The organism is Acerihabitans sp., from assembly GCF_036398755.1.
Classification (GTDB): Bacteria; Pseudomonadota; Gammaproteobacteria; order Enterobacterales; family Enterobacteriaceae; genus Acerihabitans.
Genome location: NZ_DASWOM010000023.1, coordinates 1 through 25,954, shown reverse-complemented (window position 1 = coordinate 25,954; position 25,954 = coordinate 1). Strand labels below are relative to the sequence as shown.

General features: G+C 56.5%; 21 protein-coding genes. 11 read left to right on the top strand and 10 right to left on the bottom strand.

The genetic code is table 11. From position 1 onward, the window contains the following. Positions 1-1,373: amino acid permease (locus VGC33_RS04835; RefSeq protein ID WP_331119614.1), on the bottom strand; the 1,373-nt coding region annotated here is incomplete at its 3' end. Between the two features lie 578 nt (positions 1,374-1,951). Between VGC33_RS04835 and pdhR the strand changes: the two genes are divergently transcribed. The 8 genes from pdhR (at position 1,952) to VGC33_RS04795 (ending at position 16,222) form a co-directional block, all read left to right on the top strand. Next, complete coding sequence (gene pdhR, locus VGC33_RS04830; protein ID WP_162363949.1) at positions 1,952-2,716, top strand: pyruvate dehydrogenase complex transcriptional repressor PdhR; 765 nt, start codon at positions 1,952-1,954, stop codon at positions 2,714-2,716. Positions 2,717-2,855: 139 nt separating this feature from the next. Beyond that, positions 2,856-5,525 carry a pyruvate dehydrogenase (acetyl-transferring), homodimeric type gene (gene aceE / locus VGC33_RS04825; RefSeq protein WP_331119613.1) on the top strand — a complete coding sequence of 890 codons (2,670 nt, stop codon included), beginning with the start codon at positions 2,856-2,858 and terminating at the stop codon, positions 5,523-5,525. A gap of 15 nt (positions 5,526-5,540) precedes the next feature. After that, a complete protein-coding gene (aceF, locus tag VGC33_RS04820; RefSeq protein ID WP_331119612.1) occupies positions 5,541-7,460 on the top strand; it encodes a pyruvate dehydrogenase complex dihydrolipoyllysine-residue acetyltransferase in 1,920 nt (639 codons plus the stop codon). Between the two features lie 232 nt (positions 7,461-7,692). Further along, positions 7,693-9,120 carry a dihydrolipoyl dehydrogenase gene (gene lpdA / locus VGC33_RS04815; RefSeq protein ID WP_331119611.1) on the top strand — a complete coding sequence of 476 codons (1,428 nt, stop codon included), beginning with the start codon at positions 7,693-7,695 and terminating at the stop codon, positions 9,118-9,120. Positions 9,121-9,564: 444 nt separating this feature from the next. Further along, positions 9,565-12,162: a bifunctional aconitate hydratase 2/2-methylisocitrate dehydratase gene (gene acnB / locus VGC33_RS04810; protein ID WP_331119610.1), complete on the top strand. Its 2,598-nt coding sequence runs from the start codon at positions 9,565-9,567 to the stop codon at positions 12,160-12,162. Between the two features lie 343 nt (positions 12,163-12,505). Further along, complete coding sequence (locus VGC33_RS04805; RefSeq protein WP_331119609.1) at positions 12,506-13,696, top strand: ankyrin repeat domain-containing protein; 1,191 nt, start codon at positions 12,506-12,508, stop codon at positions 13,694-13,696. A gap of 190 nt (positions 13,697-13,886) precedes the next feature. Beyond that, a complete protein-coding gene (locus tag VGC33_RS04800) occupies positions 13,887-14,255 on the top strand; it encodes a YacL family protein (RefSeq protein ID WP_331119607.1) in 369 nt (122 codons plus the stop codon). A gap of 179 nt (positions 14,256-14,434) precedes the next feature. After that, positions 14,435-16,222 (top strand): ankyrin repeat domain-containing protein, encoded by a 1,788-nt coding sequence (locus VGC33_RS04795; protein WP_331119605.1) that lies wholly within the window; start codon positions 14,435-14,437, stop codon positions 16,220-16,222. Here the strand turns inward: VGC33_RS04795 and speD are convergent. The 3 genes from speD to VGC33_RS04780 form a co-directional block, all read right to left on the bottom strand. Continuing rightward, positions 16,217-17,011, bottom strand: a complete 795-nt coding sequence (speD, locus tag VGC33_RS04790) for an adenosylmethionine decarboxylase (RefSeq protein WP_331119603.1) — start codon at positions 17,009-17,011, stop codon at positions 16,217-16,219. The genes VGC33_RS04795 and speD overlap by 6 nt on opposite strands. 28 nt (positions 17,012-17,039) lie before the next feature. Then, a complete protein-coding gene (speE, locus tag VGC33_RS04785) occupies positions 17,040-17,903 on the bottom strand; it encodes a polyamine aminopropyltransferase (protein WP_331119619.1) in 864 nt (287 codons plus the stop codon). Positions 17,904-18,027: 124 nt separating this feature from the next. Then, positions 18,028-18,375 carry a YacC family pilotin-like protein gene (locus VGC33_RS04780; protein ID WP_331119601.1) on the bottom strand — a complete coding sequence of 116 codons (348 nt, stop codon included), beginning with the start codon at positions 18,373-18,375 and terminating at the stop codon, positions 18,028-18,030. 208 nt (positions 18,376-18,583) lie between these two features. Between VGC33_RS04780 and hpt the strand changes: the two genes are divergently transcribed. Then, positions 18,584-19,117: a hypoxanthine phosphoribosyltransferase gene (gene hpt, locus VGC33_RS04775; RefSeq protein ID WP_331119599.1), complete on the top strand. Its 534-nt coding sequence runs from the start codon at positions 18,584-18,586 to the stop codon at positions 19,115-19,117. A gap of 31 nt (positions 19,118-19,148) precedes the next feature. Here hpt and can read toward each other — a convergent pair whose 3' ends face one another. After that, positions 19,149-19,805 (bottom strand): carbonate dehydratase, encoded by a 657-nt coding sequence (gene can, locus VGC33_RS04770; RefSeq protein WP_331119597.1) that lies wholly within the window; start codon positions 19,803-19,805, stop codon positions 19,149-19,151. Positions 19,806-19,914: 109 nt separating this feature from the next. Here can and VGC33_RS04765 point away from each other — a divergent pair, with 109 nt between their 5' ends. Beyond that, positions 19,915-20,847 (top strand): ABC transporter ATP-binding protein, encoded by a 933-nt coding sequence (locus VGC33_RS04765; RefSeq protein ID WP_331119595.1) that lies wholly within the window; start codon positions 19,915-19,917, stop codon positions 20,845-20,847. After that, the gene (locus VGC33_RS04760; RefSeq protein WP_331119618.1) at positions 20,847-21,617 is read left to right on the top strand and encodes an ABC transporter permease; all 771 of its coding nucleotides are present in this window, start codon (positions 20,847-20,849) and stop codon (positions 21,615-21,617) included. The genes VGC33_RS04765 and VGC33_RS04760 overlap by 1 nt, the downstream gene beginning before the upstream one ends. Before the next feature lie 49 nt (positions 21,618-21,666). Here VGC33_RS04760 and panD read toward each other — a convergent pair whose 3' ends face one another. From panD to pcnB, 5 genes are all read right to left on the bottom strand, one after another. After that, complete coding sequence (gene panD / locus VGC33_RS04755; RefSeq protein ID WP_331119593.1) at positions 21,667-22,047, bottom strand: aspartate 1-decarboxylase; 381 nt, start codon at positions 22,045-22,047, stop codon at positions 21,667-21,669. A 115-nt stretch (positions 22,048-22,162) separates the two neighbouring features. Further along, positions 22,163-23,017, bottom strand: a complete 855-nt coding sequence (gene panC, locus VGC33_RS04750; RefSeq protein ID WP_331119591.1) for a pantoate--beta-alanine ligase — start codon at positions 23,015-23,017, stop codon at positions 22,163-22,165. A 15-nt stretch (positions 23,018-23,032) separates the two neighbouring features. Then, complete coding sequence (gene panB / locus VGC33_RS04745) at positions 23,033-23,827, bottom strand: 3-methyl-2-oxobutanoate hydroxymethyltransferase (RefSeq protein ID WP_331119617.1); 795 nt, start codon at positions 23,825-23,827, stop codon at positions 23,033-23,035. 136 nt (positions 23,828-23,963) lie between these two features. After that, positions 23,964-24,470, bottom strand: a complete 507-nt coding sequence (gene folK, locus VGC33_RS04740; RefSeq protein WP_331119616.1) for a 2-amino-4-hydroxy-6-hydroxymethyldihydropteridine diphosphokinase — start codon at positions 24,468-24,470, stop codon at positions 23,964-23,966. A gap of 35 nt (positions 24,471-24,505) precedes the next feature. Next, positions 24,506-25,927, bottom strand: a complete 1,422-nt coding sequence (pcnB, locus tag VGC33_RS04735; protein WP_331119615.1) for a polynucleotide adenylyltransferase PcnB — start codon at positions 25,925-25,927, stop codon at positions 24,506-24,508. Positions 25,928-25,954: the final 27 nt, after the last annotated feature.

Genomic DNA, 25,954 nt, shown 5'->3' with positions numbered 1-25,954 from the left:
CGGCTCAGTTCGCCGGCCGCGCGCTGGTTTTTCTGTTTAAAGTAAAATCCGATGCCGAGCAGGCAAAGCCAAACCGGGATCAGGTAGACCGAGATTTCCATGCCGGGGGTCATCAGCATGACCACCAGGATGGCGACCATGAACAGCAGGCACAAATAGTTGCCGAACGGATACCACAGCGCCTGGAATTTCGTCACTGTTCCCAGGCTTGCCATGGCGCGGCGAAATTTAAGGTGCGCCAGGCTTATCATGCCCCAGTTGATCACCAGCGCGGAGACCACCAGCGACATCAGCAGGCCGAAGGCTTTGCCGGGCATCAGATAGTTGATCAGCACGCAGACGGCGGTGGCCAGCGCCGATACGCCGATGGCCATGACCGGCACGCCGCGCCTGTCGACGCTTGCCAGCGCTTTCGGGCCGTTGCCCTGGCGCGCCAGGCCGTAAAGCATACGGCTGTTGCTGTAGACACAGCTATTGTAGACCGACAGCGCCGCGGTCAGCACCACCAGGTTCAGGATGGTCGCCACCCAGTCGCTGTTCAGCGCGTGGAATATCAGGACAAACGGACTGCCGCCGTCAACCACCTTGCCCCACGGGTACAAGGACAACAGGATAGCCAGCGAGCCGATATAAAACAGCAGGATGCGGTAGATAACCTGATTGGTGGCTTTCGGGATGCTTTGCTGCGGATTATCGGCTTCGGCGGCGGTAATGCCCACCAGTTCCAGGCCGCCGAACGAGAACATGATTACCGCCATCGCCATAATCAGGCCGTTAACGCCGTTGGGGAAAAATCCGCCCTGGGCCCACAGGTTGCTCACGTGGGCGTCGGGACCGCCGTGGCCGCTAATCAATAACCAGGCGCCAAACACAATCATCGCGATAATGGCCGCCACTTTGATAATGGCAAACCAAAACTCCATCTCGCCGTACACTTTGACGTTGGCCAGGTTGATAACGTTAATGATGATGAAAAAGATCGCCGCTGAAATCCAGGTCGGCAGGTCGGGCCACCAGTAGTGCATATAAATGCCCACGGCGGTCAGTTCCGCCATCGCAACCAGCACGTACAGCACCCAGTAATTCCAGCCGGAAGCGAAACCGGCGAAATTGCCCCAATATTTATAGGCAAAATGGCTGAATGAACCGGCCACCGGCTCCTCCACCACCATTTCCCCCAGTTGGCGCATGATGAGGAAAGCGATAAAACCGCCGATGGCGTAGCCCAGGATCACCGACGGACCGGCCATTTTAATCGTTTGGGCAATCCCCAGGAACAGACCCGTTCCAATCGCGCCACCTAAGGCAATAAGCTGAATATGGCGGTTTTTTAGCCCGCGTTTCAGCGTCTCTCCGCGCTGTTTACCTTCCATTGAAAATCCTCTTTTGTAGCGGTCGGCGGACCATCCCAGTGTAAATTACTCGCTGTATTACCAGCATTACGTTCTCTGTACGTTATATTTTACGCAGCCGTTGCGGCAATTAGCGCCTCGGGCTTTCGTTGGCACAAGAATAGTGGTATGCAAAAAAGTTTGCACCTGATTTATCCGGCCGGCGCGGGAAATTCAAAACCCGCATGATCTCACGCATTTTTTAGCGTGCAGGGGGATAAGCGTTAGTTGTAAAAAATGATGTAGCAAACTTGTTATCCTTAGGCTTGCGTATGCACTTTTCGGCTGATTTTTGACCCTTAATCTTTGCTCAAACGGTTCAGCTTGGCCGATCTTTGGTTAAATAAAAGTTAAAAATGTCATTTCCCAATTTCAGTGGATGGCACTGGATAGTTATCAAATTGCAGCACAAGCTTAGTGCATTTGTTTAAATGTGCGGTGTTTAATGATTTAGGTCAAAGCCGTCATGGACAGGAGGTGAATACTTTGTTACTTTACCGTCACGTTTATGAAATTGGTATTACCAATTGACTCCGCGCAATTCGCAAAGATGATTATAAATGGCCTATAGTAAAATCCGCCAGGCAAAACTTTCGGATGTCATCGAACAGCAACTGGAATATTTGATTCTGGAAGGGACGCTGCGCCCCGGTGAAAAGTTGCCTCCGGAGCGTGAACTCGCCAAGCAGTTCGACGTATCCCGTCCCTCCCTGAGGGAAGCCATCCAGCGCCTCGAAGGCAAAGGGCTGCTTCTGCGTCGTCAGGGTGGGGGAACTTTCGTGCAAAGCAATCTTTGGCAAAGCTTCAGCGATCCACTGGCTGAATTGCTGGCCGAACACCCGGAATCACAATACGATCTGCTGGAAACGCGCCATGCCCTTGAGGGGATCGCCGCGTATTACGCCGCGCTGCGCGGTACGGAAGAGGACCTCGACCGCATCCGCGATTGTCACCAGATTATTCAGCAGGCCCAGGAAAACGGCGATCTCGACGCCGAAGCCGATGCCGTCCTGCAGTATCAAATCGCCGTAACCGAAGCCGCTCATAACGCGGTTTTATTGCATTTGGTACGCTGCATGGGGCCGATGCTGGAAAAAAACGTACGTCAGAATTTTGAATTGCTCTACTCGCGCCGTGAAATGTTGGCGCAGGTGAGCAGTCACCGCGCCGGGATCTTCGCGGCGATAGTGGCACGCGAGCCGGAAAAAGCGCGCGAGGCTTCTCACCGCCATCTGGCGTTTATCGAGGAAATTTTGCTGGACCTCAGTCGGGAACACAGCAGGCGCGAACGATCGCTGCGTCGGCTCCAGCAACGCAAGGACTAAGCCCCCGGCAACGGGAGCTGAAGAACGGCAACGAAATAATGAGCCTGTCTTCGTGTGTTCACACGCGCAAGCTAAAACGAGCACAGGAAGACAGGCTCCAACTAAACCAATTTAATAGCGATAGATAAGGAACACCACCATGTCAGAACGTTTATACAATGACGTGGATCCGATCGAAACACGCGACTGGCTACAGGCGATCGAATCGGTTATCCGTGAAGAGGGTATTGAACGCGCACAGTTCCTGATTGATCAGGTACTGGACGGCGCGCGTAAAGGTGGCGTCAGCATCGCTGCCGGTGCCTCGGGCCGTAACTACATCAACAGCATTCCGGTTGAAGACGAACCCGAGTACCCCGGTAATTTGGAATTGGAGCGCCGCATTCGCTCCGCTATCCGCTGGAACGCCGTGATGGCGGTGCTGCATGCATCGAAAAAGGATTTGGATCTGGGCGGCCATATGGCGTCCTTCCAGTCGTCCGCCACCATCTATGAAGTCTGCTTCAACCATTTCTTCCGCGCGCGCAACGATCAGGACGGCGGCGATCTGGTTTATTTCCAGGGGCATATTTCGCCGGGGATCTACGCCCGCGCCTTTATGGAAGGTCGCCTGACCGAAGACCAGATGAACAATTTCCGTCAGGAAGTTCACGGCAAAGGTCTGCCTTCTTATCCGCATCCCAAACTATTGCCGGAATTCTGGCAGTTCCCCACCGTTTCCATGGGGCTGGGGCCGATAAGCGCCATCTACCAGGCAAAGTTCCTCAAATACCTTAACCACCGCGGCCTGAAAAACACCACCGCGCAGACGGTATACGCTTTCCTCGGCGACGGTGAAATGGACGAGCCGGAATCCAAAGGCGCGATAACCATCGCCACCCGCGAAAAACTGGACAACCTGGTCTTTATCATCAACTGTAACCTGCAGCGCCTGGATGGCCCGGTTACCGGCAACGGCAAGATCATCAACGAGCTGGAAGGCATCTTTGGCGGCGCCGGCTGGGAAGTGATCAAGGTTATCTGGGGCAGCCGTTGGGATGAGCTGCTGCGCAAGGATACCAGCGGCAAGCTGATCCAGCTGATGAACGAAACCGTCGACGGCGATTACCAGACGTTCAAATCCAAGAACGGCGCCTATGTACGCGAGCATTTCTTCGGTAAATATCCGGAAACCGCCGCGCTGGTCAAGGATATGAGCGACGACGAAGTCTGGGCGTTAAACCGCGGCGGCCACGATCCGAAGAAAGTTTTCGCCGCGCTGCAAAAAGCGCAGAAAACCACCGGCAAGCCGATCGTCATCCTGGCCCACACCATTAAAGGCTACGGCATGGGCGAGACCGCGGAAGGCATGAATATCGCCCACCAGGTCAAGAAGATGAACATTGACGGCGTGCGCTACTTCCGCGATCGTTTCAACCTGTCGCCGGTGGTGTCCGACGAGACTATCGAACAGCTGCCGTACATCACCTTCAAGGAGGGGTCGGAAGAGTACGAATACCTGCATGCCCGCCGCAAGGCGCTGCACGGCTACCTGCCCACCCGGCTGAAGAACTTCACCAAACCGCTGGAACTGCCGACCCTGGCGGACTTCGGCGCGCTGCTCGAAGAACAGAAAAAAGAAATCTCCACCACCATCGCCTTTGTCCGCGTCTTGAACGTGATGCTGAAGAACCCGTCGATCAAAGATCGCCTGGTGCCGATCATCGCCGACGAAGCGCGCACCTTCGGGATGGAAGGGTTGTTCCGCCAGATTGGCATCTACAGCCCCAACGGCCAGCAGTACACCCCGCAGGACCGTGAGCAGGTCGCCTATTATCGTGAAGACGAGAAAGGCCAGATCCTGCAGGAAGGGATTAATGAACTGGGCGCGGCGTCGTCCTGGCTGGCGGCGGCAACGTCCTACAGCACCAACGATCTGCCGATGATCCCGTTCTATATCTATTACTCCATGTTCGGTTTCCAGCGTATCGGCGATCTGTGCTGGGCGGCGGGCGACCAACAGGCGCGGGGTTTCCTGATCGGCGGCACCTCCGGGCGCACCACCCTGAACGGCGAAGGTTTGCAGCATGAGGACGGCCACAGTCATATCCAGTCGCTGACCATCCCGAACTGTATTTCCTACGATCCGGCGTACGCCTACGAAGTGGCGGTCATCATGCATGACGGTCTGACCCGTATGTACGGCGAGACGCAGGAAAACGTCTATTACTACCTGACCACGCTGAACGAAAACTACCATATGCCGGCCATGCCTGAAGGCGCGGAAGAGGGTATTCGCAAGGGTATCTATAAGCTGGAAACCCTGGAAGGCGGCAAAGGCAAGGTACAGCTGATGGGCTCCGGCGCCATCCTGCGCCACGTGCGCGAAGCCGCCGGCATCCTGTCCCGGGATTACGGCGTCGGTTCCGATGTCTATAGCGTGACCTCCTTTACCGAACTGGCGCGCGACGGACAGGATTGCGAGCGCTGGAATATGCTGCACCCGGCTGAAAAACCGCGTGTGCCTTACGTCGCCCAGATCATGAGCGATGCGCCGGCGGTGGCCTCCACCGACTATATGAAACTGTTTGCCGAACAGATCCGCAACTTTATCCCGGCCAGCGAATTCCGGGTATTGGGCACGGATGGCTTCGGTCGTTCCGACAGCCGCGAAAACCTGCGTCATCATTTTGAAGTGGATGCGTCTTACGTGGTCGTGGCGGCGCTGGGCGAACTGGCCAAGCGTGGCGAAATCGACGCCGACGTGGTCGCCAAGGCGATCGCCAAGTTCGGCATCGACGCGGACAAAGTTAACCCGCGTTTGGCATAAGAGGTAGAGAAATCAATGGCTATTGAAATTAACGTACCGGATATCGGTACCGATGAAGTTGAAGTCACCGAAGTGCTGGTCAGCGTGGGCGACAAGGTTGACGCCGAACAATCGCTTATCACCGTCGAAGGCGACAAGGCCTCCATGGAAGTACCCTCGCCGCAGGCGGGTGTCGTCAAGGAACTGAAGGTGGCGGTGGGCGATAAAGTGACCACCGGCAAGCTTATCATGGTGTTTGAAGACCAGGGCGCCGCGGCGGAAAAAGCGCCGGCCCGGGAAAGCGCGCCAAGCGACGCCAAGCCCGCCGAGGCGAAACCGCAGTCGGGCGGCGCGGCGGAAAGTAAAAATGTCGAGGTGCCGGATATCGGCGGCGATGAAGTGGAAGTGACCGAAGTGCTGGTCAAGGTCGGCGATACCGTGGCGGCCGAACAGTCGCTGATTACCGTCGAAGGCGACAAGGCCTCGATGGAAGTCCCGGCGCCGTTTGCCGGCAAAGTCACCGAGATCAAGGTCAACACCGGCGACAAGGTCAGCACCGGGTCGTTAATCATGGTGTTTGAAGTGGCGGGCGCGGGCGGTGAATCCGCCGCGCCGGCCCAGGACGGCACGCCCGCCGCCGCCGCGCCGGCCCAGGCCGGCGGGGTGAAAGACGTTAATGTACCGGATATCGGCGGCGACGAAGTGGAAGTCACCGAAGTCATGGTCAAGGTCGGCGATAAGGTTAGCGCCGAACAGTCGCTGATTACCGTTGAGGGCGACAAAGCCTCGATGGAAGTCCCGGCGCCGTTCGCGGGTACCGTTAAAGAGATCAAGATCGGCACCGGCGACAAGGTCAGCACCGGTACCCTGATCATGGTGTTCGAGGTGGAAGGCGCTGCGCCGGCCGCCGGCGAGAAGATCGAAACCGCCGCCGCGGCGTCCCCGGCCCCGGCATCGCAGGCCAATAAAAACGCCGCCGCCCAGGCTGCGCCTAAAACCGACGGCAAGAGCGAGTTTGCCGAAAACGACGCCTATGTGCACGCCACGCCGGTTATTCGCCGCCTGGCGCGTGAATTCGGCGTTAACCTCGGCAAGGTGAAAGGGACCGGCCGTAAGGGCCGTATCCTGCGCGAAGATATCCAGGCCTATGTCAAGGACGCGGTAAAACGCGCCGAGACCGCGCCTGCCGCCGGCGCCACCGGCGGTTCGCTGCCGGGCCTGCTGCCCTGGCCGAAGGTGGACTTCAGCAAGTTCGGCGATACGGAAGAAGTCGAACTGGGACGTATCCAGAAGATTTCCGGCGCCAATCTTCACCGCAACTGGGTTATGATCCCGCACGTTACCCAATTCGACGAAGCTGATATCACCGAGGTTGAAAACTTCCGTAAACAGCAGAACGCCGAAGCGGAAAAGAAAAAGCTGGATGTGAAGATCACCCCGCTGGTGTTTATCATGAAAGCGGTGGCCAAGGCGTTGGAGGAGCTGCCGCGGTTTAACAGCTCGCTGTCCGAGGATGCCCAGAAGCTGACGCTGAAGAAATACATCAATATCGGCGTGGCGGTGGATACCCCCAATGGCTTGGTGGTGCCGGTATTCCGCGACGTGAATAAGAAAGGCATCGTTGAACTGTCGCGCGAACTGGCCGAAATATCCAAAAAGGCCCGTGACGGTAAACTGACATCATCCGATATGCAGGGCGGCTGTTTCACCATCTCGAGCCTTGGCGGCATCGGCGGCACCTCGTTTACGCCTATCGTCAACGCACCGGAAGTGGCCATTCTCGGCGTGTCCAAGTCGGCGATGAAACCGGTCTGGAACGGTAAGGAATTTACGCCGCGCCTGATGCTGCCGCTGTCCCTGTCCTATGACCATCGTGTTATCGACGGTGCGGCGGGCGCCAGGTTTATCAGTTTCATCAACAACGTAATGTCCGATATACGCCGTCTGGTAATGTAAGCCCGTGGCCGGCCCCCAGGGCCGGCCTGCTTGTTTAATGTGACGCTGCCGCAGGAAGCCTTTTCCTCCGGCAGGGTAAACAGGTTACGCGCCGTACGAACGCGCTTTGCAGATAATTAACATTTCTGTAAACTGGTTTGGATGGAGGCGTCCCGGTGGTGTCGGCGCGTTATGCCATTAATTCGTCATAAAATTAACGCCTTACCGCCGGTCAAACAACTAAGAGGTCATGATGAGTACTGAAATCAAAACCCAGGTCGTGGTACTTGGGGCGGGCCCGGGGGGATATTCCGCCGCCTTCCGTTGCGCCGATTTAGGTCTGGAGACCGTGCTGGTCGAACGTTACGCGACGCTGGGCGGTGTTTGCCTGAACGTGGGCTGTATTCCTTCCAAGGCGCTGCTGCATGTCGCCAAGGTGATTGAAGAAGCAAAAGCGTTAAGTGAAAACGGCATCACTTTCGGTGAACCGAAGACCGATATCGATAAGGTGCGTACCTGGAAAGAACGGGTGGTCAACCAGTTGACCGGCGGACTGACCGGCATGGCAAAAGCCCGTAAGGTGAATGTCGTGCACGGCGTGGGTAAATTCACCGGCGCCAACACCCTGGTGGTGGAAGGCGAAAAAGGCTCCACCACCATCAATTTCGATAACGCGATCATCGCCGCGGGCTCGCGGCCGATCACCCTGCCGTTTATTCCCCATGACGACCCGCGCGTATGGGACTCCACCGACGCCCTGGCGTTGCGCACCGTGCCGGAAAAGCTGCTGGTCATGGGCGGCGGCATTATCGGCCTGGAAATGGCCACCGTATATTATGCGCTCGGCTCCAAGATCGACGTGGTTGAAATGTTCGATCAGGTGATCCCGGTGGCGGATAAGGATATCGTCAAGGTCTACACCAAACGCATCAGCAAGCAGTTCAACCTGATGCTGGAAACCAAGGTGACCACGGTGGAAGCCAAGGAAGACGGCATTTACGTCACCATGGAAGGCAAGAAGGCGCCCGCCGAGCCGCAGCGTTACGACGCGGTGCTGGTGGCCATCGGTCGCGTGCCGAACGGCAAGCTGCTTGACGCCGGCAAGGCCGGGGTGGAAGTGGACGATCGCGGTTTCATCCGCGTCGATAAGCAGCTGCGCACCAATGTGCCGCATATCTATGCCATCGGCGATATCGTAGGCCAGCCGATGCTGGCGCATAAAGGCACCCATGAGGGCCACGTGGCGGCGGAAGTCATCGCCGGCAAGAAACATTATTTCGATCCCAAGGTTATTCCCTCGATTGCCTATACCGAGCCGGAAGTGGCCTGGGTCGGCGTGACCGAGAAGGAAGCGAAGGAGAAGGGCATCAGCTATGAAGTAGCGACGTTCCCCTGGGCAGCCTCCGGCCGCGCCATCGCCTCCGACTGCCAGGACGGCTTGACCAAGCTGATATTCGATAAGGAAAGCCATCGGGTGATCGGCGGCGCGGTGGTCGGCGTTAACGGCGGCGAGCTGCTGGGCGAAATCGGCCTGGCCATCGAAATGGGCTGCGACGCCGAGGATATCGCGCTGACCATCCATGCCCACCCGACGCTGCACGAGTCGGTCGGCCTGGCGGCGGAAGTTTACGAAGGCAGCATTACCGACCTGCCGAACGCCAAGGCCAAGAAAAAGAAATAATCCAGGCTGATTGAGTTTGGCAAACGGCTCATCGGTGAGTAAAGCCGGTCAGTAGATACTGACCGGCTTTTTTTATGCATTCATTACATGATTTACAGCTTTTTAGTTAGCTCTCTATCTATGCTGGGATTCACGCTTTAATCATTATCAAAAAACCTGCTCGGTAGTCAGCGTTGCCCTTAAAAGACAGGTCAGGTCGCAAAAAAAACAGTCAGTTTCGACAGGCTTACCCTATGGCCAGGGCCGCTTTTTTATAGCGTCAACGCTGGCTGACGGCGGTGAAACAGTGTTAGTTTAAATCAGACGTTTCCGCGCTCGCGCCTTAACGTTTCAGCTAAAAATTATGTTGCTTAGATGTAAACAAATTAACAGGGCGGTTAAATTCTGATAAACTGCCGAGAGCAAAAAAAGTGAGCAATGACTTATTAAAGCGAGGAGATCGTCGTGCTAGAAGACTACCGTAAGCACGTGGCCGAGCGTGCTGCCCAGGGGATTGTGCCAAAACCTCTTGATGCAGCGCAAATGGCGGCGCTGGTGACACTGCTGAAAAATCCGCCCGTCGGCGAAGAAAATTTTTTGCTGGATCTGTTAACTAACCGTGTTCCCCCAGGCGTAGACGAAGCGGCTTATGTCAAGGCCGGTTTTCTGGCCGCCGTCGCCAAGGGCGACGCGCACTCCCCGCTGCTTACGCCCGAACGGGCGGTTGAGCTGCTCGGCACCATGCAGGGCGGCTATAATATCCAGCCGCTGGTTGATGCGCTTGATAGCGAGACCCTGGCGCCCATAGCCGCCGATGCGTTGAAAAACATGCTGCTGATGTTTGACAGCTTCTTTGATGTGGAAGCCAAGGCCAGGGCCGGCAATGCGCATGCGCAGCGGGTCATGCGCGCCTGGGCCGATGCAGAATGGTTCCAGTCGCGACCGCCCCTGGCTGAAAAGATCACCGTGACGGTATTTAAAGTCACCGGCGAAACCAATACCGACGATCTTTCCCCGGCGCCCGATGCCTGGTCCCGTCCGGATATTCCGCTGCATGCCCTGGCGATGCTGAAAAATGCCCGCGATGGTATCGATCCTGACCAGCCCGGCAGCGTCGGGCCGGTCAAACAAATTGAACGGCTGAACCAGAAAGGCTTTCCGCTGGCCTACGTGGGTGATGTGGTCGGTACCGGCTCCTCGCGCAAATCCGCCACCAACTCGGTGCTGTGGTATATGGGCGACGATTTGCCTTACGTGCCGAACAAGCGGGGCGGCGGCGTGGTGCTGGGCAGCAAGATTGCGCCGATTTTCTTTAATACCATGGAAGACTCGGGCGCGCTGCCCATCGAGGTTGACGTCTCCGAGCTGAACATGGGCGATGTGATTGATATCTATCCGTTCAAGGGTGAAATTCGCGTCCATGACACCGACCGGCTGCTGACCACCTTCGCGCTCAATACCGAGGTGCTGGTGGACGAAGTGCGCGCCGGCGGCCGCATTCCGCTTATCATCGGGCGCGGATTGACCTCGCGCGCGCGCGAATCCCTCGGCCTGCCGCCCAGCGAAATTTTCCGCCACGCCCGGGCCGTGGTCGCCAGCGACAAAGGATTTACCCTGGCGCAGAAAATGGTCGGCCGCGCCTGCGGCGTGCAGGGCATCCGCCCCGGCCAGTACTGCGAGCCTAAAATGACCTCCGTCGGCTCGCAGGATACCACCGGCCCGATGACCCGCGACGAGCTGAAGGATCTGGCCTGCCTGGGTTTCTCCGCCGATCTGGTTATGCAGTCGTTTTGCCATACCGCCGCCTATCCGAAACCGGTGGATGTGCAGACTCACCACACCCTGCCGGACTTTATCATGAACCGCGGCGGCGTTTCGCTGCGCCCCGGCGACGGTATTATCCACTCCTGGCTGAACCGCATGCTATTGCCGGATACCGTCGGCACCGGCGGCGATTCCCATACCCGCTTCCCCATCGGCATTTCGTTTCCGGCCGGTTCCGGGCTGGTGGCGTTTGCCGCCGCCACCGGCGTCATGCCGCTGGATATGCCGGAATCGGTATTGGTGCGTTTCAAGGGTAAAATGCAGCCCGGCATCACGCTGCGCGATCTGGTGCACGCCATCCCGTATTATGCCATCAAGCAGGGACTGTTGACGGTTGAGAAGAAGGGCAAGAAAAACATCTTCTCCGGCCGCATCCTGGAAATCGAGGGCTTGCCGGAACTGAAGGTGGAACAGGCGTTTGAACTGGCGGACGCCTCGGCGGAACGTTCGGCGGCGGGATGTACCATTAAACTGGATCAGGCGCCGATCGTCGAATACCTCAGTTCCAATATTGTGCTGCTGAAGTGGATGATAACCGAAGGCTACGGCGATCGCCGCACCTTGGAGCGCCGCATCAAGGGCATGGAAAGCTGGCTGGCCGATCCTCATCTGCTGGTGGCGGATGCCGACGCGGAATATGCCGCCGTGATTGACATTGATCTGGCGGCCATCAACCAGCCGATCCTGTGCGCGCCGAACGATCCGGACGATGCCCGCCTGCTTTCCGAGGTGGCCGGCAATAAAATCGACGAAGTGTTCATCGGCTCCTGCATGACCAATATCGGCCACTTCCGCGCGGCGGGCAAACTGCTCGACCAGCACCAGGGCCAGCTGCCGACCCGTTTGTGGGTGGCGCCGCCGACCAAAATGGATGCCGCCCAGCTTACCGAGGAAGGGTATTACAGTATCTTCGGTAAAAGCGGGGCGCGCGTCGAGATCCCCGGCTGCTCGTTGTGCATGGGTAACCAGGCGCGGGTAGCGGAGGGCGCGACGGTGGTTTCCACCTCCACCCGCAACTTCCCCAACCGATTGGGCAACGGCGCGGATGTCTACCTGGCTTCGGCGGAGCTGGCGGCGGTAACCGCGCTGCTGGGCCGCCTGCCGACGGTTGAGGAATATCTGCAGGCCATCGCGCTGGTGGATAAAACCGCCGTCGATACCTACCGCTACCTGAACTTCGATCGGCTGGCGGAATATACCGACAAAGCCGATGAGGTGATTTTCCAGACGGCGGTATAGTCATAGTACGCCCGGGCAAGCGTCGTCACGGGCAATGCGCTACCTCGGCCAGCCATCGCGGCTGGCCGTTTTTATATTAATGACGTTTGCCGCCGGGGAATACGACCGGTTAATAATATTGGCTAATCTGTATCAATTTTATTTTATTATAAATACTAAACAAAAAAATAATCTGCAGATAATAAATGCCTAATCTTACAAACTCTCTTTTTATAACTGAGTTTAAATAGTCAACCTGAGCTATTGCCTGTGTCCGCGGAGATTTTAATTTTAGCGCATAAAGATTATATTTCACCTTAACTTTTTATCAGTACAGATATCGGTAAATAGGGGAGGTTTATAAATGATTAAAAATATTAATCTTTGCGTATCATCCGGCAGCGTAGCCTGTCCACCGGCGGCCACGTTAACTTCACCTTACCCCTTTTTCCCCGCGATTCGGGCCGTTTTACGCCATGTTTCCAATCAAGCGTCGGCCACTCCCGGCCTGGCGACCACCGTTACCGCTTTTTCGCCGGAGCCCATGCTGTTTACCACCGAAAATAACGTTTATGCGTCAAATACGGATATGGCGGAATCTTCACTGGGTTATAACGATGAACTGGTCTATAGCGGGCATTATGCCGAAATGCCCGCTGAACATGACACCGAAACAGCGGCGGCACTGGCGTTATGCAATGACAATCCATGGGGCGAGGCTGCTTTGAATTTCGCGGCGGGAGAGGGCTTGGTGAACGTTATGGATCTGCTGTTGGCGCAGGGCGCGAACGTGGAGTCACCCGCCAGATTTCCACTTTATAAAGGCATGACGCCGCTGCACACCGCGACGGTTTTCAATCAGAGCGAAGCTATCGAATGTATCCTGAAGCACGGCGCGGATATCAATGCCCGCTGGAATGGACTGACGGCTTTGATGATTTCCCAAGACTTTGAATCAAGCGACATTGCCATCACCCGGCTGTTGTTGGAAAAAGGCATTGACGTCGACGCCAGCGATTTTGACGGCAATACCGCCTTGATGTATGCGGCCAGATTAATCCTGCCCGACCATTTCGACCTGATATCCAACCACGGGGCCGATCTTTGGCGGGTTAACAATCTGGGCCAGACGGTATTCCTGGTGGCCGTTCGCGCCGGCAATACGGCGCTCGTCTCTTTTTTGCTTGCCAGGGGGGCGGATATCCATGAAACCAACAACCGCGGATGGACCGCCATGGACTATGCCTATGGGGCAACGCGCGACGTGTTGCTGAAGATTAACCGCCGTGCCGCCACCCGGTCGCTGGACGGCGTTGGACACACCACCGGCGCGCCGCCGAAGGCCACCTACAGCGTTGCCGAAGATAAGACGCCATCGGCGCGGCGCGGCCATAAGCCGGTGGTCGAGCTATTACGCCAGCCTTCGGGCGTCACATCGGGCGCGGCGGGGCGAGTGAATTATTCCGGCAGGTGGATTAAAGACCTGTATGATCGGACTCTTCAGCTGGGCGATGACTTTTTGAAGTTTTTTGGCGCTGTTATCAAGCACTATTAAAACAGCAAATCTACCCTATACGGAAATAACCGGTCGATTTTTTACCATAATATCCGCCCTGACGGACAAAACTCAACATAGCTAACGATCTTGCGCCGGCAAACGGGTAAAATAGCCGGTATTGGGCGGAGCCTGCGCCGGCGACTCGCCGGCAGCGCACCGTAATAGGGTTAAGCAGGGGCGGATGGCTATGGATTACGAGTTTTTACGCGATATCACCGGTCAGGTGAGAGTGACCTTTTCCATGGGGCATGAAGCCATAGGACATTGGTTAAACGAAGAGGTCAAAGGCGATCTCGCCCTGGTGGACGAGGTGGCAGCCCACATTCACCGCCTGGCCGGCGGTCAGGATAGCTGGCAACGCATCGGGCATGAGTACACCTTCTGGACCGATGGCGACGAAGTGATCATCCGCGCCAATGACCTTTTGTTTGTCAATGATGAGCTTGAGGAAGGGATGAATTATTATGACGAAGAGAGTTTGTCATTGTGCGGTACCGATGATTTTTTACGCGTTTTGCAACAATACCGTGAGTTTTCCCTGTCTCGCCAGACATGATGGTTTTAGGCAACATGTCCTTCCACTATGGCGTTAATGCTGAATTAACAATTATAGTTAGGCAAGCGTTCAATAATAAGTTCTGTCTTGATTATTAGTCACGGCAAAATGTTATAAAATTTAAAACATAACATTATTATGTCAGTATAGCTGCGCTAAATTATATTTCAGGTGCTTATATGAACTCGTCTCTAACTAAAATTGCGGGGGTCAATGTCAATCCCACTCTAAACGCTAACGCCGCTGATGATCCCCTCAACGGCAATAATAAGCCATATTTGCGTCAATTAAACAATCTTGCCAACCGAAATAATCTTGAATTCCGCATGCGGCCATCAAGAGATAACTTCTCCGATAATGATGGCCTGGGAAATGTCAGCCCAATTGTCCCAATAGGCAGAAAACGTTCCGCCACGATGTTGCTGGAAGGCGTAAGACGAGGGTCTGTTATCAAGCAAAGCAGGGGAGCGGCGACCTGTCCGCCGGCAAAAACAATCGAGATTATCCCGCCGCCGGCACCGGCCTGCGCTATCCGTCAACCCTCAGAATCCTTTGACGGTCAACAGGCCGGCGCCGGAAATAGGCCGCCGCCTGACGTCTTGTCGCCGCGGCGATCCCCGGTGACGCAGGCGCCTCCCCCGGCAATATTGACCCCTGAAATCATCCATCCGCCGATTGGGAACATATGGGCGGACATTGTGGTCGCGGCGGCCTATCTGGGACGAGCGGATATTATCGCATCCATGGACAATAACAGCCCCAACGCCTCGATTTGGCGCGATCTGATAAAACGGGGGCTAAGGTATGCCTGCCAGCGCGGCGACGATGTCATGATAAAGTTGTTTCTTGATAATCCCGGTGTGGATATTGACGCACCGGACAGCGATGGAATTACGCCGCTTATGCACGCCGTTTATCATCAGCGATATCAGGCGACCGCCCTGCTGCTGGTCCGGGGGGCCGATGTAAACGCCAGCACCCAAAACAATAATACGGCCATCATGTTCGCCGTCATGGCGAAAAATAAAAAGATGCTGTGTAAGCTGCTGGAATTCAATGCCGATATCCATGCCGTTAATTTCATGCATCTTACCGCGTTGATGATGGCTATCCAATATAATGCCGAGCCTCTGTTTTATATACTACTGGAGCGGGGCGCCGATCCAGCGCAAAGAGATACTCTGGGCCGCAATGCCATGATATATGGAACCATTTACGGCAGGCAGAATATGGTTATGCATATGCTTGAAAGGAATATCTCTGCCGACTGCGCTGACGGCAACGGGTTGACGCCGCTTATGTATGCGGTAAGAAATGGCGATGAAATAATGGTGAAAATATTGCTTGGCAAGGGTGCCGATGTCAATGCCAAAGATAATTTCGGCATCACGCCTTTGATGGTGGCCGTTAACCCGCCCCGTGAGACGATTATCCAGATGCTGGTGGATTATCAGGCCGACGTCACCTGTAAGGATTGTTTAAACCGTACGGCGCTGATGTATGCTTCCTATCTTGGCGGCGTCCGAACATTCAGCATTTTGTTGAGCCGGCCTTGTGATGTCAATGCCGCCGACATCTATGGCGGCACGGCGCTCATGTTCGTATTGTTGCGCGGCGATTCCCAAATCATCCAAATGCTATTGAACCACCGGGCCAATCCTTTGCTTAAGGATCACTTCGGGCAGACCAGCCTGATGTATGCGGCGCTTTTTTGCGACAGTGACATTGTCAGGTTATTGCTGGCGCGTCATGTTGGCGTCAATGTCGCCAACTGCGATGGTTTGACGGCGTTGATGATAGCGTCCATGAAGGGAGGTGGCGCTAACGTCCGCTTGCTGATCAAGCACGGCGCCGATATCACCAGGGCCGATGGAAAAGGCCAGACCGCCCTGGATTTGGCCAGAAGGTACAATCACCGGGAGGCTATAGATATACTTGCGGAACAGCTACGGCTAAAGGCGTTATAGTACCGGCAGGTTGCGTCCGTAATAGATTTCCCGCATTTCTTTATACAGCAGGTCGGTGATCTCCTTGTGCTCACGGGGGCTTAGATCTTCCGGCCGGGCGTTGAACAGATAATGTTTCAGGTCAAAATCCTTTAGCATCATCTTGGTATGAAAAATATTTTCCTGATAAATATTGACGTCCATCATGTGATACTGCGCCTTCATATCTTTCGATAAAAAGTTCTGTATTGAATTGATTTCATGATCAATATAGTGTTTGATGCCGTTGATGTCGCGGGTAAAGCCCCTGACCCGATAGTCCATGGTGACGATATCCGACTCCAACTGGTGAATCAGATAGTTCAGCGCTTTCAGCGGCGAAATCACCCCGCAGGTGGAGACTTCAATATCGGCGCGGAAGGTACAAAGGCCGCCTTCCGGATGGCTTTCCGGATAGGTATGCACGCAGATATGGCTCTTGTCCAGGTGCGCGACCACGGATTCCGGCAATGGCCCGGGATGCTCCGATTTATCGATGCTGAGGGGATCGATGGGGTCTTCGCTGACCAGGATGGTTACGCTTGCGCCCTGGGGTTCGTAATCCTGCCGGGCTATGTGCAGGATATTGGCGCCGATCATCGCACAGGTATCGCTCAGGATCTCAGTCAGGCGATTGGCATTATACTGTTCGTCGATGTAAGCGATATAGCCATCACGGTCGTCCGCCGTTTTGGCATAGCAAATATCGTAAATACAAAAACCCAGACTCTTGGTCAAATTATTGAAGCCGTGTAGTTTTAACTTCTGCAATTGAGTTCACCCCCTTATGGATGTCGTCTTAACGTGGTGCTGACAGGGCATTCAGTAAATACTGCGGCAGGGCAAAACTGCCGGTATGAATAGCTGAATTATAGTAGCGACATTCCAATTGCGCAGCCCTGAAGCGCGCCCGCAGCGTGGCGGGGTCGAGCTGGCGCAGCGACGGGTCCTGGCTGGCCCAGGCGAAGGTCATCAGGCCGCCGTAGTAGGTCGGTATCGCCGCCTGGTAGAAGCCGACATCGCTAAAGTAATGGCTGAGTTTGCGATGGCTGTGTACCGCCTCGTCCTGCTGTAAAAAACATACGCCGTTTTGGGCGACAAAAATGCCGCCTGGAGTCAGACAACGCGCGCAGCCCTGGTAAAAATCAGATGTGAACAGGCTCGAGCCCGGGCCGATGGGATCGGTGCAATCGGATATGATGACATCAAAGGTATCGTTGGTGGCGCCGACAAAATTGACGCCGTCGTCGATAATCAGATGAAAACGCGGATCGTCGAACGAACCGGCGCTGTGCCCCGGCAGATATTGCCGGCAGAAGGTAATGACCCCGGCGTCGATTTCCACCATGGTAATGCTTTCTATATCGCGATGCCGGCTGACTTCGCGCAGCATGCCGCCGTCGCCGCCGCCGATAATCAGCACCTTGCGGGCCTGCCCGTGAGCGATAATCGGCACGTGGGCCATCATTTCATGATAGATGAATTCATCACGTTCCGTGGTTTGCACCACGCCGTCCAGCGCCATAACGCGGCCGAATGCGGCGTTTTCAAAAATCACCAAGTCCTGATGCGCGGTTTTTTCCCGATACAGAACCCGGTCCACGTGAAAATACTGGCCGAAATTATCATGCAGCGTTTCATACCAGATGTCGTGTTGCGGCATGTTGGGATATGACATGTTGGGCTAGCCCTCGGCGTAAACCGCCATGAGAAAACGGCGCAACATAATAGCTAACTCCGCCCCGGCATGCACGGATGATTTTCACACAAACAGGATTTTGTACTTATTATTTTGCGTAGGCGAGCAAACTCAGGGAATTTGTCGCCAGGCTTTCGCATTTCTTCGGGGTGGGGATGGCGATGCCGCTCAGATCGCGATAGCTGTCCTCTCCCAGGGCGCGCATGTCGTAACTGGCATAGTTGCTGAGGTCCCAACGGTTTTGCTGGGCAAAAATCAGGATGGCGCGCCGGATTTGTTCATTGGGCATGTCGGTGTAGCCGCAGTTGTTTTTCAGATAAACAAACACGGCGGTTAAATCAGCCATATCTTCGGCTTCGGGTTCGGATAAGGCTTGCGACGCGGTTGAAAAACCCAGCAGCCCGAGCAATAGCGTCACCAATAGGGTGTGTTTCATATGAAAACCTGAATCAATCGTTATAGGTTGAAGTTATCATATTTAATGATTTTAGCCCTAAGTTTTATTCTTGCGCCGCATTTTTGGCGGCGCGCCTGAAAAATAACGCGTGACGCGGCGAGGGACAACCCTATGCCGGCGCATCGCATGCGCGTAATGGTTATGCTAAAATTCGCCTCTTTTCTCCTTTCTGTAATGTGATCTCGTTATGAAACATACTGTGGACGTCATGATTTCCGCCGAGGAAATCGCTATCCGGGTCGCGCAGCTTGGGCATGATATCAGCCTGCATTACCGCGACAGCGGCAGTGAAATGGTCCTGGTGGGCCTGTTGCGCGGGTCTTTTATGTTTATGGCCGATCTTTGCCGCGCCGTGACGGTGCCGCATGAGGTGGATTTCATGACCGCCTCCAGCTATGGCAGCGGCATGAGCAGCACGCGCGACGTGAAAATTTTAAAGGATCTTGATGAGGATATTCGCGGCAAGGATGTGCTGATCGTCGAGGATATTATCGATTCCGGTAACACGCTGAGTAAGGTGCGGGAGATCCTGCAGCTGCGTCAGCCGAAATCCCTGGCGATCTGCACCCTGCTCGATAAGCCGGATCGCCGCGAGGTGCCGGTGCCGGTGGAGTGGGTGGGTTTCGCCATTGCCGACGAATTCGTGGTGGGATACGGCATCGATTATGCGCAGCGTTATCGCCACCTGCCTTTTGTCGGTAAGGTGGTGCGGCAGGATTGACTGCCCGCTGGATTGATGCCTGGCTACCCGTCTATTTATCGTGCTGTTGCAGCAAAGTGGCGATGCCCTGGCGGTAGCGCTGTTCCAGCGTCTCCCGGCTGGTGGCGGAGACATCCAGGTTGCGCAGCAGGCCGTCATGGATGCTGTATACCCAGCCGTGCAGCTGGACCTTCTGGCCGCGTTTCCAGGCCGAGCGCATGATGGTGGAATGGCCCAGGTTGTAGACCTGCTCGATGACGTTGATTTCACATAAGGTGTTAAGGCGCTCCTCGGGATGAAGCTCCCCGAGCAGTGAGCTATGCTTGTACCACAAATCGCGGATGTGCAGCAGCCAGTTGTCGATCAGGCCCAGCTCCGGATTGTCGATGGCGGCTTGGACGCCGCCGCAGCCGTAATGGCCGCAGATGATAATATGCTCGACTTCCAGGACGTCCACGGCGTACTGCACCACCGACAGGCAGTTGAGGTCGGTATGGATAACCAGGTTGGCCACATTGCGGTGCACAAACAGCTCGCCCGCCTCCAGCCCGGTCAGCTTTTCGGCCGGCACCCGGCTGTCGGAACAGCCTATCCACAGGAAGCGCGGCTTTTGCGCCAGCGCCAGATGTTCAAAGAAACCCGGATCTTCTTCCTTAAGATGCTTAGACCAGGTTTGGTTGTTGCTGATGAGGTCCGTAATGTCCTTCATTGTGGTTTTTAGCCCGTAACGACGTAATGCGATGGGTTAATATAGGTCAACCTGGCTTTTTTTTAAATCAGTTCGTCACATCCATTGAGAATAAGGTAAGTCGTTATCTATGACATATGCATTGGAGTTGGAGAAGTTGACCAAGACCTACGCAGGAGGCGTACAGGCGCTAAAAGGGATTGACCTTAATGTGGAAGCGGGGGACTTTTATGCGTTGCTCGGTCCCAATGGCGCGGGAAAATCCACCACCATCGGCATCATCAGCGCGCTGGTCAATAAAACCTCCGGCAAGGCGCGCGTATTCGGCTACGACATTGATAAAGATATCGTTAACGCCAAACGCCAGCTGGGCCTGGTGCCGCAGGAGTTCAATTTCAATCCGTTTGAAACCGTTTGGCAGATTGTGGTGCACCAGGCCGGTTATTACGGCGTGGAACGCAAAGTGGCGGAACGGCGCGCCGAACAATACCTCAACCAGCTGGATTTATGGACCAAGCGCGATGAGCGCGCGCGTATGCTATCCGGCGGGATGAAACGCCGCCTGATGATCGCCCGCGCCCTGATGCATGAGCCCAAGCTTTTGATCCTCGATGAACCCACCGCCGGCGTGGATATCGAACTCAGGCGTTCGATGTGGGGTTTCCTGCGCGATTTGAACAGCAGCGGGACCACCATCATCCTGACCACGCATTATCTGGAAGAGGCGGAAATGCTGTGCCGCAATATCGGCATTATCCAGAGCGGCGAACTGGTGGAAAATACCTCGATGCGGCTGCTGCTGTCCAAGCTTAAATCGGAAACCTTTATTCTCGATCTGGCGGCCAAAAGCCCGCTGCCCCAGTTACAGGGCTATCGCCATCAGCTGCTGGATACCAGCACCCTGGAAGTGGAAGTGATGCGCGAACAAGGGCTGAACAGTTTGTTCGGCCAGCTCAGCACACAGGGCGTGCAGGTATTGAGCATGCGAAATAAGGCCAACCGGCTGGAAGAGCTGTTTGTCACGCTGGTAAAAGACGACCGGGCCAGCAGGAGGGCCAAATGATGATGCATCTTTATTGGATAGCCTTAAAGAGTATCTGGCGTAAAGAAATAAACCGTTTCGGACGTATCTGGATCCAGACGCTGGTGCCGCCGGTCATCACCATGGCGCTGTATTTTATTATCTTCGGCAATCTCATCGGATCGCGCATCGGCGAAATGCACGGCTTTTCATATATGCAGTTTATCGTGCCGGGCCTGATTATGATGGCGGTGATTACCAATGCCTATACCAATGTCGCCTCCTCGTTCTTCAGCGCCAAGTTCCAGCGCAATATCGAGGAACTGCTGGTGGCGCCGGTGCCCACGCATATCATTATCGCCGGGTACGTCGGCGGCGGCGTGGCGCGCGGCATTTGCGTCGGCATCCTGGTTACCGCCATATCGCTGTTTTTCGTGCCCTTCCATGTGCATTCGTGGTGGGTGGTGGCGGTAACGCTGGTATTAACGGCGGTGCTGTTTTCCCTGGCCGGCCTGCTGAACGCGGTGTTCGCCAAGAGTTTCGACGACATCAGCCTGATCCCGACCTTTGTCCTGACGCCGCTGACCTATCTGGGCGGGGTGTTTTATTCCCTGACGCTGCTGCCGCCCATATGGCAGGCAATTTCCAAGCTCAACCCCGTCGTGTACATGATAAGCGGCTTTCGTTTCGGCTTTCTGGGCATTAGCGATGTACCGCTGGTGTTTACGCTGTCGGTGCTGGTGGTGTTTATACTGGTGTTTTATGGCTGGTGCTGGTATTTGATCGAGCGCGGCAGCGGGTTGCGGACCTAGGCGAGGGCCGGCGGCGCATCCAGGCGTGGGGATGCGCCGCCGGGCGGCCTCAGGCCACCTGAACCGGTACCGCCCTGGCGGTGCGTTTCAATTGGTTCTGGTCGTCGAAATAGGCCACCAGCGGCCGATGGCTGCGCGCCTCTTCGTCCGGCATCTGCACGTAGGCGCAGATGATCAGCAAATCGCCGACGCAGGCGCACCGTGCGGCCGCGCCGTTGACGGAAATGATGCGCGAACCGCGCTCGGCGGCGATGGCATAGGTGGAAAAACGCTGGCCGTTGTCGACGTTATAGATATCGATAGCCTCATATTCCAGGATCCCCGCCGCCTCGAGAAAGTCCTGATCGATGGCGCAGGAGCCTTCATAATGCAAATCCGCCTGGGTTACATGGACCCGGTGCAGCTTACCTCTTAGCATGGTGCGTTGCATAACGTTAAACCTTTGTGCTTCCCCCGGGGGGAGTTAAAACGCAAAATATCCTGTGGACCACCGACGTCAGTATTGACTACCGCCCCTTGGCTGTCCACAGTCCTTGACGCTGTCGTTACAGGGTTAAATCCACCTGCGCATTATCAATCAAACGCGCCTTGCCCAGCCAGGCGGAAAACAGCACCACCGCGCGCGCGCTGTCCACGGTAAGCGGTTGCAGGGTATCGGCATCGCGGATATCCAGGGCATCGGGCTGCAGGCCGGCCTGGCGCAGCCGTTCCGCCGCCTGTTGCAGCAGGGTATCGGTCTGGCGTTCGCCGCTTATCATTTGCCCGATAAGCTGTTCCAGCACCTTATGCAGCTGAGGCGCTATCTGGCGCTCCCCGACGGTAAGATAACCGTTGCGCGAGCTTAGCGCCAGGCCGTCGGCGGCGCGTACCGTGGGCACCCCGACAATGTCGATGTCATAACCCATATCCCTCACCATCTGGCGAATCAGCGCCAGTTGCTGATAATCCTTCTGGCCGAAACAGGCGATATCCGGCTGCACCAGGTTAAACAGCTTGCTGACGATGGTGGCCACGCCGCGGAAATGGCCCGGCCGGACGGCGCCTTCCAGGATAGCGGAAAAACGCGGCACATCGACAAAGGTCTGGCTCGCCAGTCCGTCAGGATAAATCACCGCCGCCGCCGGCGCAAACACCGTATCCACGCCGCGCCGGGTCAGTTTTTCGCAGTCTTCCTGTAGCGTGCGCGGGTATGCGGTTAAATCCTCGGGGCGATCGAATTGCATCGGATTGACGAAAATACTGACGATAACAATGTCGGCGCGGGCGCGGGCTTCATCCACCAGGGTGAGATGCCCGTCGTGCAGGTTCCCCATGGTCGGCACCAACGCAATACGCTTACCTTCCTGCCGCCATTGCTTTACGGCCTGACGCAATTTCGGCGGGGTTTCGATAATCAACACGTCTATCTCCTGTCATTATTGAAAACTGTGTTCCGGACCGGGGAATATTCCCTGCTCGACTTCTTCGATATATAAACGCACGGCCGGACGGATATCCCCCGCCTGGGCCAGGAAATTTTTAACGAATTTCGGCGTGCCCTGTCCGGTTATGCCCAGTGCGTCCTGCATCACCAAAATTTGTCCGTCGGTGACGTTGCCCGCGCCGATACCGATAACCGGTATGGCCAGCGCCTCGGTCACCCGCCGCGCCAGCGCCACCGGCACGCACTCCAGTACCAGCAGCTGGGCGCCGGCCCGCTCGAGCGCCAGCGCGTCCTGTAATAACCGCTCGGCGCTATCGCCGTCGCGGCCCTGCACTTTATAACCGCCGAAGATATTCACCGATTGCGGCGTCAGCCCCAGATGCCCGCACACCGGCACCGCGCGTTCGGTCAAGCCGCGCACGGTGTCGGCCAGCCAGCTGCCGCCTTCGAGTTTAACCATATTGGCGCCGGCGCGCATCAGCGCCGCGGCGCTGTCGAAAGCCTGCGCCGCGGTGGCATAGGACATGAACGGCAGATCCGCCAGCAGCAGGCACAGCGGCGCGCCACGGCGCACGCACCGGGTATGGTAGGCAATCTCTTCCACCGTCACCGGCAGGGTCGAGACATGGCCCTGCATGGTCATGCCCAGCGAGTCCCCCACCAGCATGGCCTGGATGCCTTCTTGTTCAAACAGGCGGGCAAAACTGGCGTCATAGGCGGTCAGGGTGGCGAACTTGCGTTGCTGTTGCTTCCAGGCGCGCAGTTGCGAAATGGTGGTCGGTTTCATCATAACCTCGGTCAGGCCGGTAACGCATAATTGAAAAGGAATGGCGCGTTATTCTAATGGAAGGCGTTGACGGGAGATAGCGTTGTGTGCGCAAAACGTGCGGCACGGGGAGGTTAAACGCGGTGAGGCCGCGGATTTACCAGCGTTGAGCCCGGTGCCCGTCGTCCCAATAATCCAGGCCGTTGCGCGCGACCCCGGCCAGCAAATCCGCCAGCGCTCCGCCGTCGGGCAATATCAGGTCGGGCGCCAGCTCCGCCAGGGGATAGAGTACAAATTCGCGGCGATGCATATCATAATGCGGCACCGTCAGCCGATCGGTGTGAAGCCGCAGCTCGCCGAACAGCAGGATATCCAGATCGAGCGTGCGCGGTCCCCAGCGGTCGGCTTTGCGCACCCGTCCCTGTTGGCGTTCGATGTGTTGGGTATGGTCGAGCAGGCGTTCCGGGGCGAGCGACGTGTCAATCGCGGCGACGGCGTTGAGATAATCAGGCTGGTCCTGGGGCCCCAGCGGCCGGCTGCGATAAAATGAGGAGCAGGCGGTCAAGCGGGTCCGCGGCAGTTGGGCAAGGGCTTCCAGCGCGGCGTTAACCTGGTCGAGCGGGTCCGCCAGGTTGCTGCCGATAGCCAGCCAGACGCGCATCATCGTCACGCCGGAGGGCGGCGCCGCGCGTGCCATGGTTACGCCGGATCGCGATGCGGCGCGCGACGGCGCGGGCGGCGCGGACGCGGACGAGCGGTGGCGTCGTCGTCAAGGGTGGTCAGCAGGGATTTCTGCCGCGGCGGCGCGGCTTCCTGGAATTCACGCCACCATTGGGTCAGGCGCTGCAGTTCGGCGCTGTTCTCGACCTCGGCGCGCAGCGCCAGCAGATCGAAGGCCGCGCGGAATTTTGGATGCTCCATCAGCTTGAAGGCGCGTTTGCCCTGGCGGCGCGACAGCCGCAGCTGCAATTGCCAGATATCGCGCATCAGCGTGGTCAGGCGCTTGGGAATAGCCAGCGACCGGCACTGTTCGTCAAGGATATCGTTCAGGGCCAGCGAAAACGCGTCAAAATAGGCCAGGCCGCCTTCCTGCGTCAGCTTCTGCGCGTGTTCAAGCATGGGATACCACAGCATGGCGGAGAACAGAAACGCCGGGTTCACGCGCATGTCGTTCTGGATGCGATGGTCGGTGTTTTTCAGCACCTGGGTGACCATCTTTTCCATAAAACTGTCGCCCTGCTCGGTAAAGTTGCGGCTGATGAGCGGAAACATCGGCTGGAACAGCTGGTATTCACACAGCAGGCGGTAGGTCGGTTCGCCGTAGCCGGCCTGTAGCAGTTTAAGCGATTCCTCGAACAGCCGGGCGGCGGGAATATCGCGCAGCAGCGACGCCAGGCGCGGTATGGGTTCGGCTGTGGCCGCCTCGACCTGCATGTTCAGCTTGGCGGCAAAACGCACCGCCCGCAGCATGCGCACCGGATCCTCGCGGTAGCGGGTTTCCGGGTCGCCAATCAGGCGCACCACGCCTTGCTGCAAGTCGCGCAGGCCGCCGGTATAGTCGCGAAGGGTAAAGTCGGCCACGCTGTAATAGAGGCTGTTGATGGTAAAATCGCGGCGCTGGGCGTCTTCCTCGATGGACCCGAAGATATTATCGCGCAGCAGCATGCCGTTTTGCCCCTGCAGCGCGGCGGCCGGGGCCTGCACCGCCGTGCCGGCATCGGTCTCGTCGGGCACGTGGGTCAGGTGATGGCCGCGAAAGGTCGCCACTTCGATGATTTCCGGCCCGAACATCACATGGGCCAGGCGAAAACGCCGGCCAACGAGACGGCAGTTGCGAAATAACTTGCGCATCTGCTCGGGAGTGGCATCGGTGGTGATGTCAAAATCCTTGGGTTTTCTACCCAACAGCAGGTCGCGCACGCCGCCGCCGACCAGATAGGCCTCGTATCCCGCTTTATTCAAGCGGTAAAGCACTTTCAGTGCATTTTCACTGATCTCTTTACGGGAGATGGTGTGCTGGTCGCGCGGGATAATCGTCAAAGGGCGTCTATCCTCTGGTGCCGCCACCACGGTTTCCCGGTTCAGCACCTTACGGCAGAAGTTGGCTACTCGGGTAAAAATAGTACACCTCAATAGTAACAAATAAAC

Coding starts and splice junctions, on each gene's coding strand:
- pdhR (WP_162363949.1), top strand. CDS start 1,952: ATGGCCTATAGTAAAATCCGCCAGGCAAAACTTTCGGATGTCATCGAA.
- aceE (WP_331119613.1), top strand. CDS start 2,856: ATGTCAGAACGTTTATACAATGACGTGGATCCGATCGAAACACGCGAC.
- aceF (WP_331119612.1), top strand. CDS start 5,541: ATGGCTATTGAAATTAACGTACCGGATATCGGTACCGATGAAGTTGAA.
- lpdA (WP_331119611.1), top strand. CDS start 7,693: ATGAGTACTGAAATCAAAACCCAGGTCGTGGTACTTGGGGCGGGCCCG.
- VGC33_RS04805 (WP_331119609.1), top strand. CDS start 12,506: ATGATTAAAAATATTAATCTTTGCGTATCATCCGGCAGCGTAGCCTGT.
- VGC33_RS04800 (WP_331119607.1), top strand. CDS start 13,887: ATGGATTACGAGTTTTTACGCGATATCACCGGTCAGGTGAGAGTGACC.
- VGC33_RS04795 (WP_331119605.1), top strand. CDS start 14,435: ATGAACTCGTCTCTAACTAAAATTGCGGGGGTCAATGTCAATCCCACT.
- speE (WP_331119619.1), bottom strand. CDS start 17,903: ATGCCGCAACACGACATCTGGTATGAAACGCTGCATGATAATTTCGGC.
- VGC33_RS04780 (WP_331119601.1), bottom strand. CDS start 18,375: ATGAAACACACCCTATTGGTGACGCTATTGCTCGGGCTGCTGGGTTTT.
- hpt (WP_331119599.1), top strand. CDS start 18,584: ATGAAACATACTGTGGACGTCATGATTTCCGCCGAGGAAATCGCTATC.
- can (WP_331119597.1), bottom strand. CDS start 19,805: ATGAAGGACATTACGGACCTCATCAGCAACAACCAAACCTGGTCTAAG.
- VGC33_RS04765 (WP_331119595.1), top strand. CDS start 19,915: ATGACATATGCATTGGAGTTGGAGAAGTTGACCAAGACCTACGCAGGA.
- VGC33_RS04760 (WP_331119618.1), top strand. CDS start 20,847: ATGATGCATCTTTATTGGATAGCCTTAAAGAGTATCTGGCGTAAAGAA.
- panD (WP_331119593.1), bottom strand. CDS start 22,047: ATGCAACGCACCATGCTAAGAGGTAAGCTGCACCGGGTCCATGTAACC.
- panB (WP_331119617.1), bottom strand. CDS start 23,827: ATGAAACCGACCACCATTTCGCAACTGCGCGCCTGGAAGCAACAGCAA.
- folK (WP_331119616.1), bottom strand. CDS start 24,470: ATGATGCGCGTCTGGCTGGCTATCGGCAGCAACCTGGCGGACCCGCTC.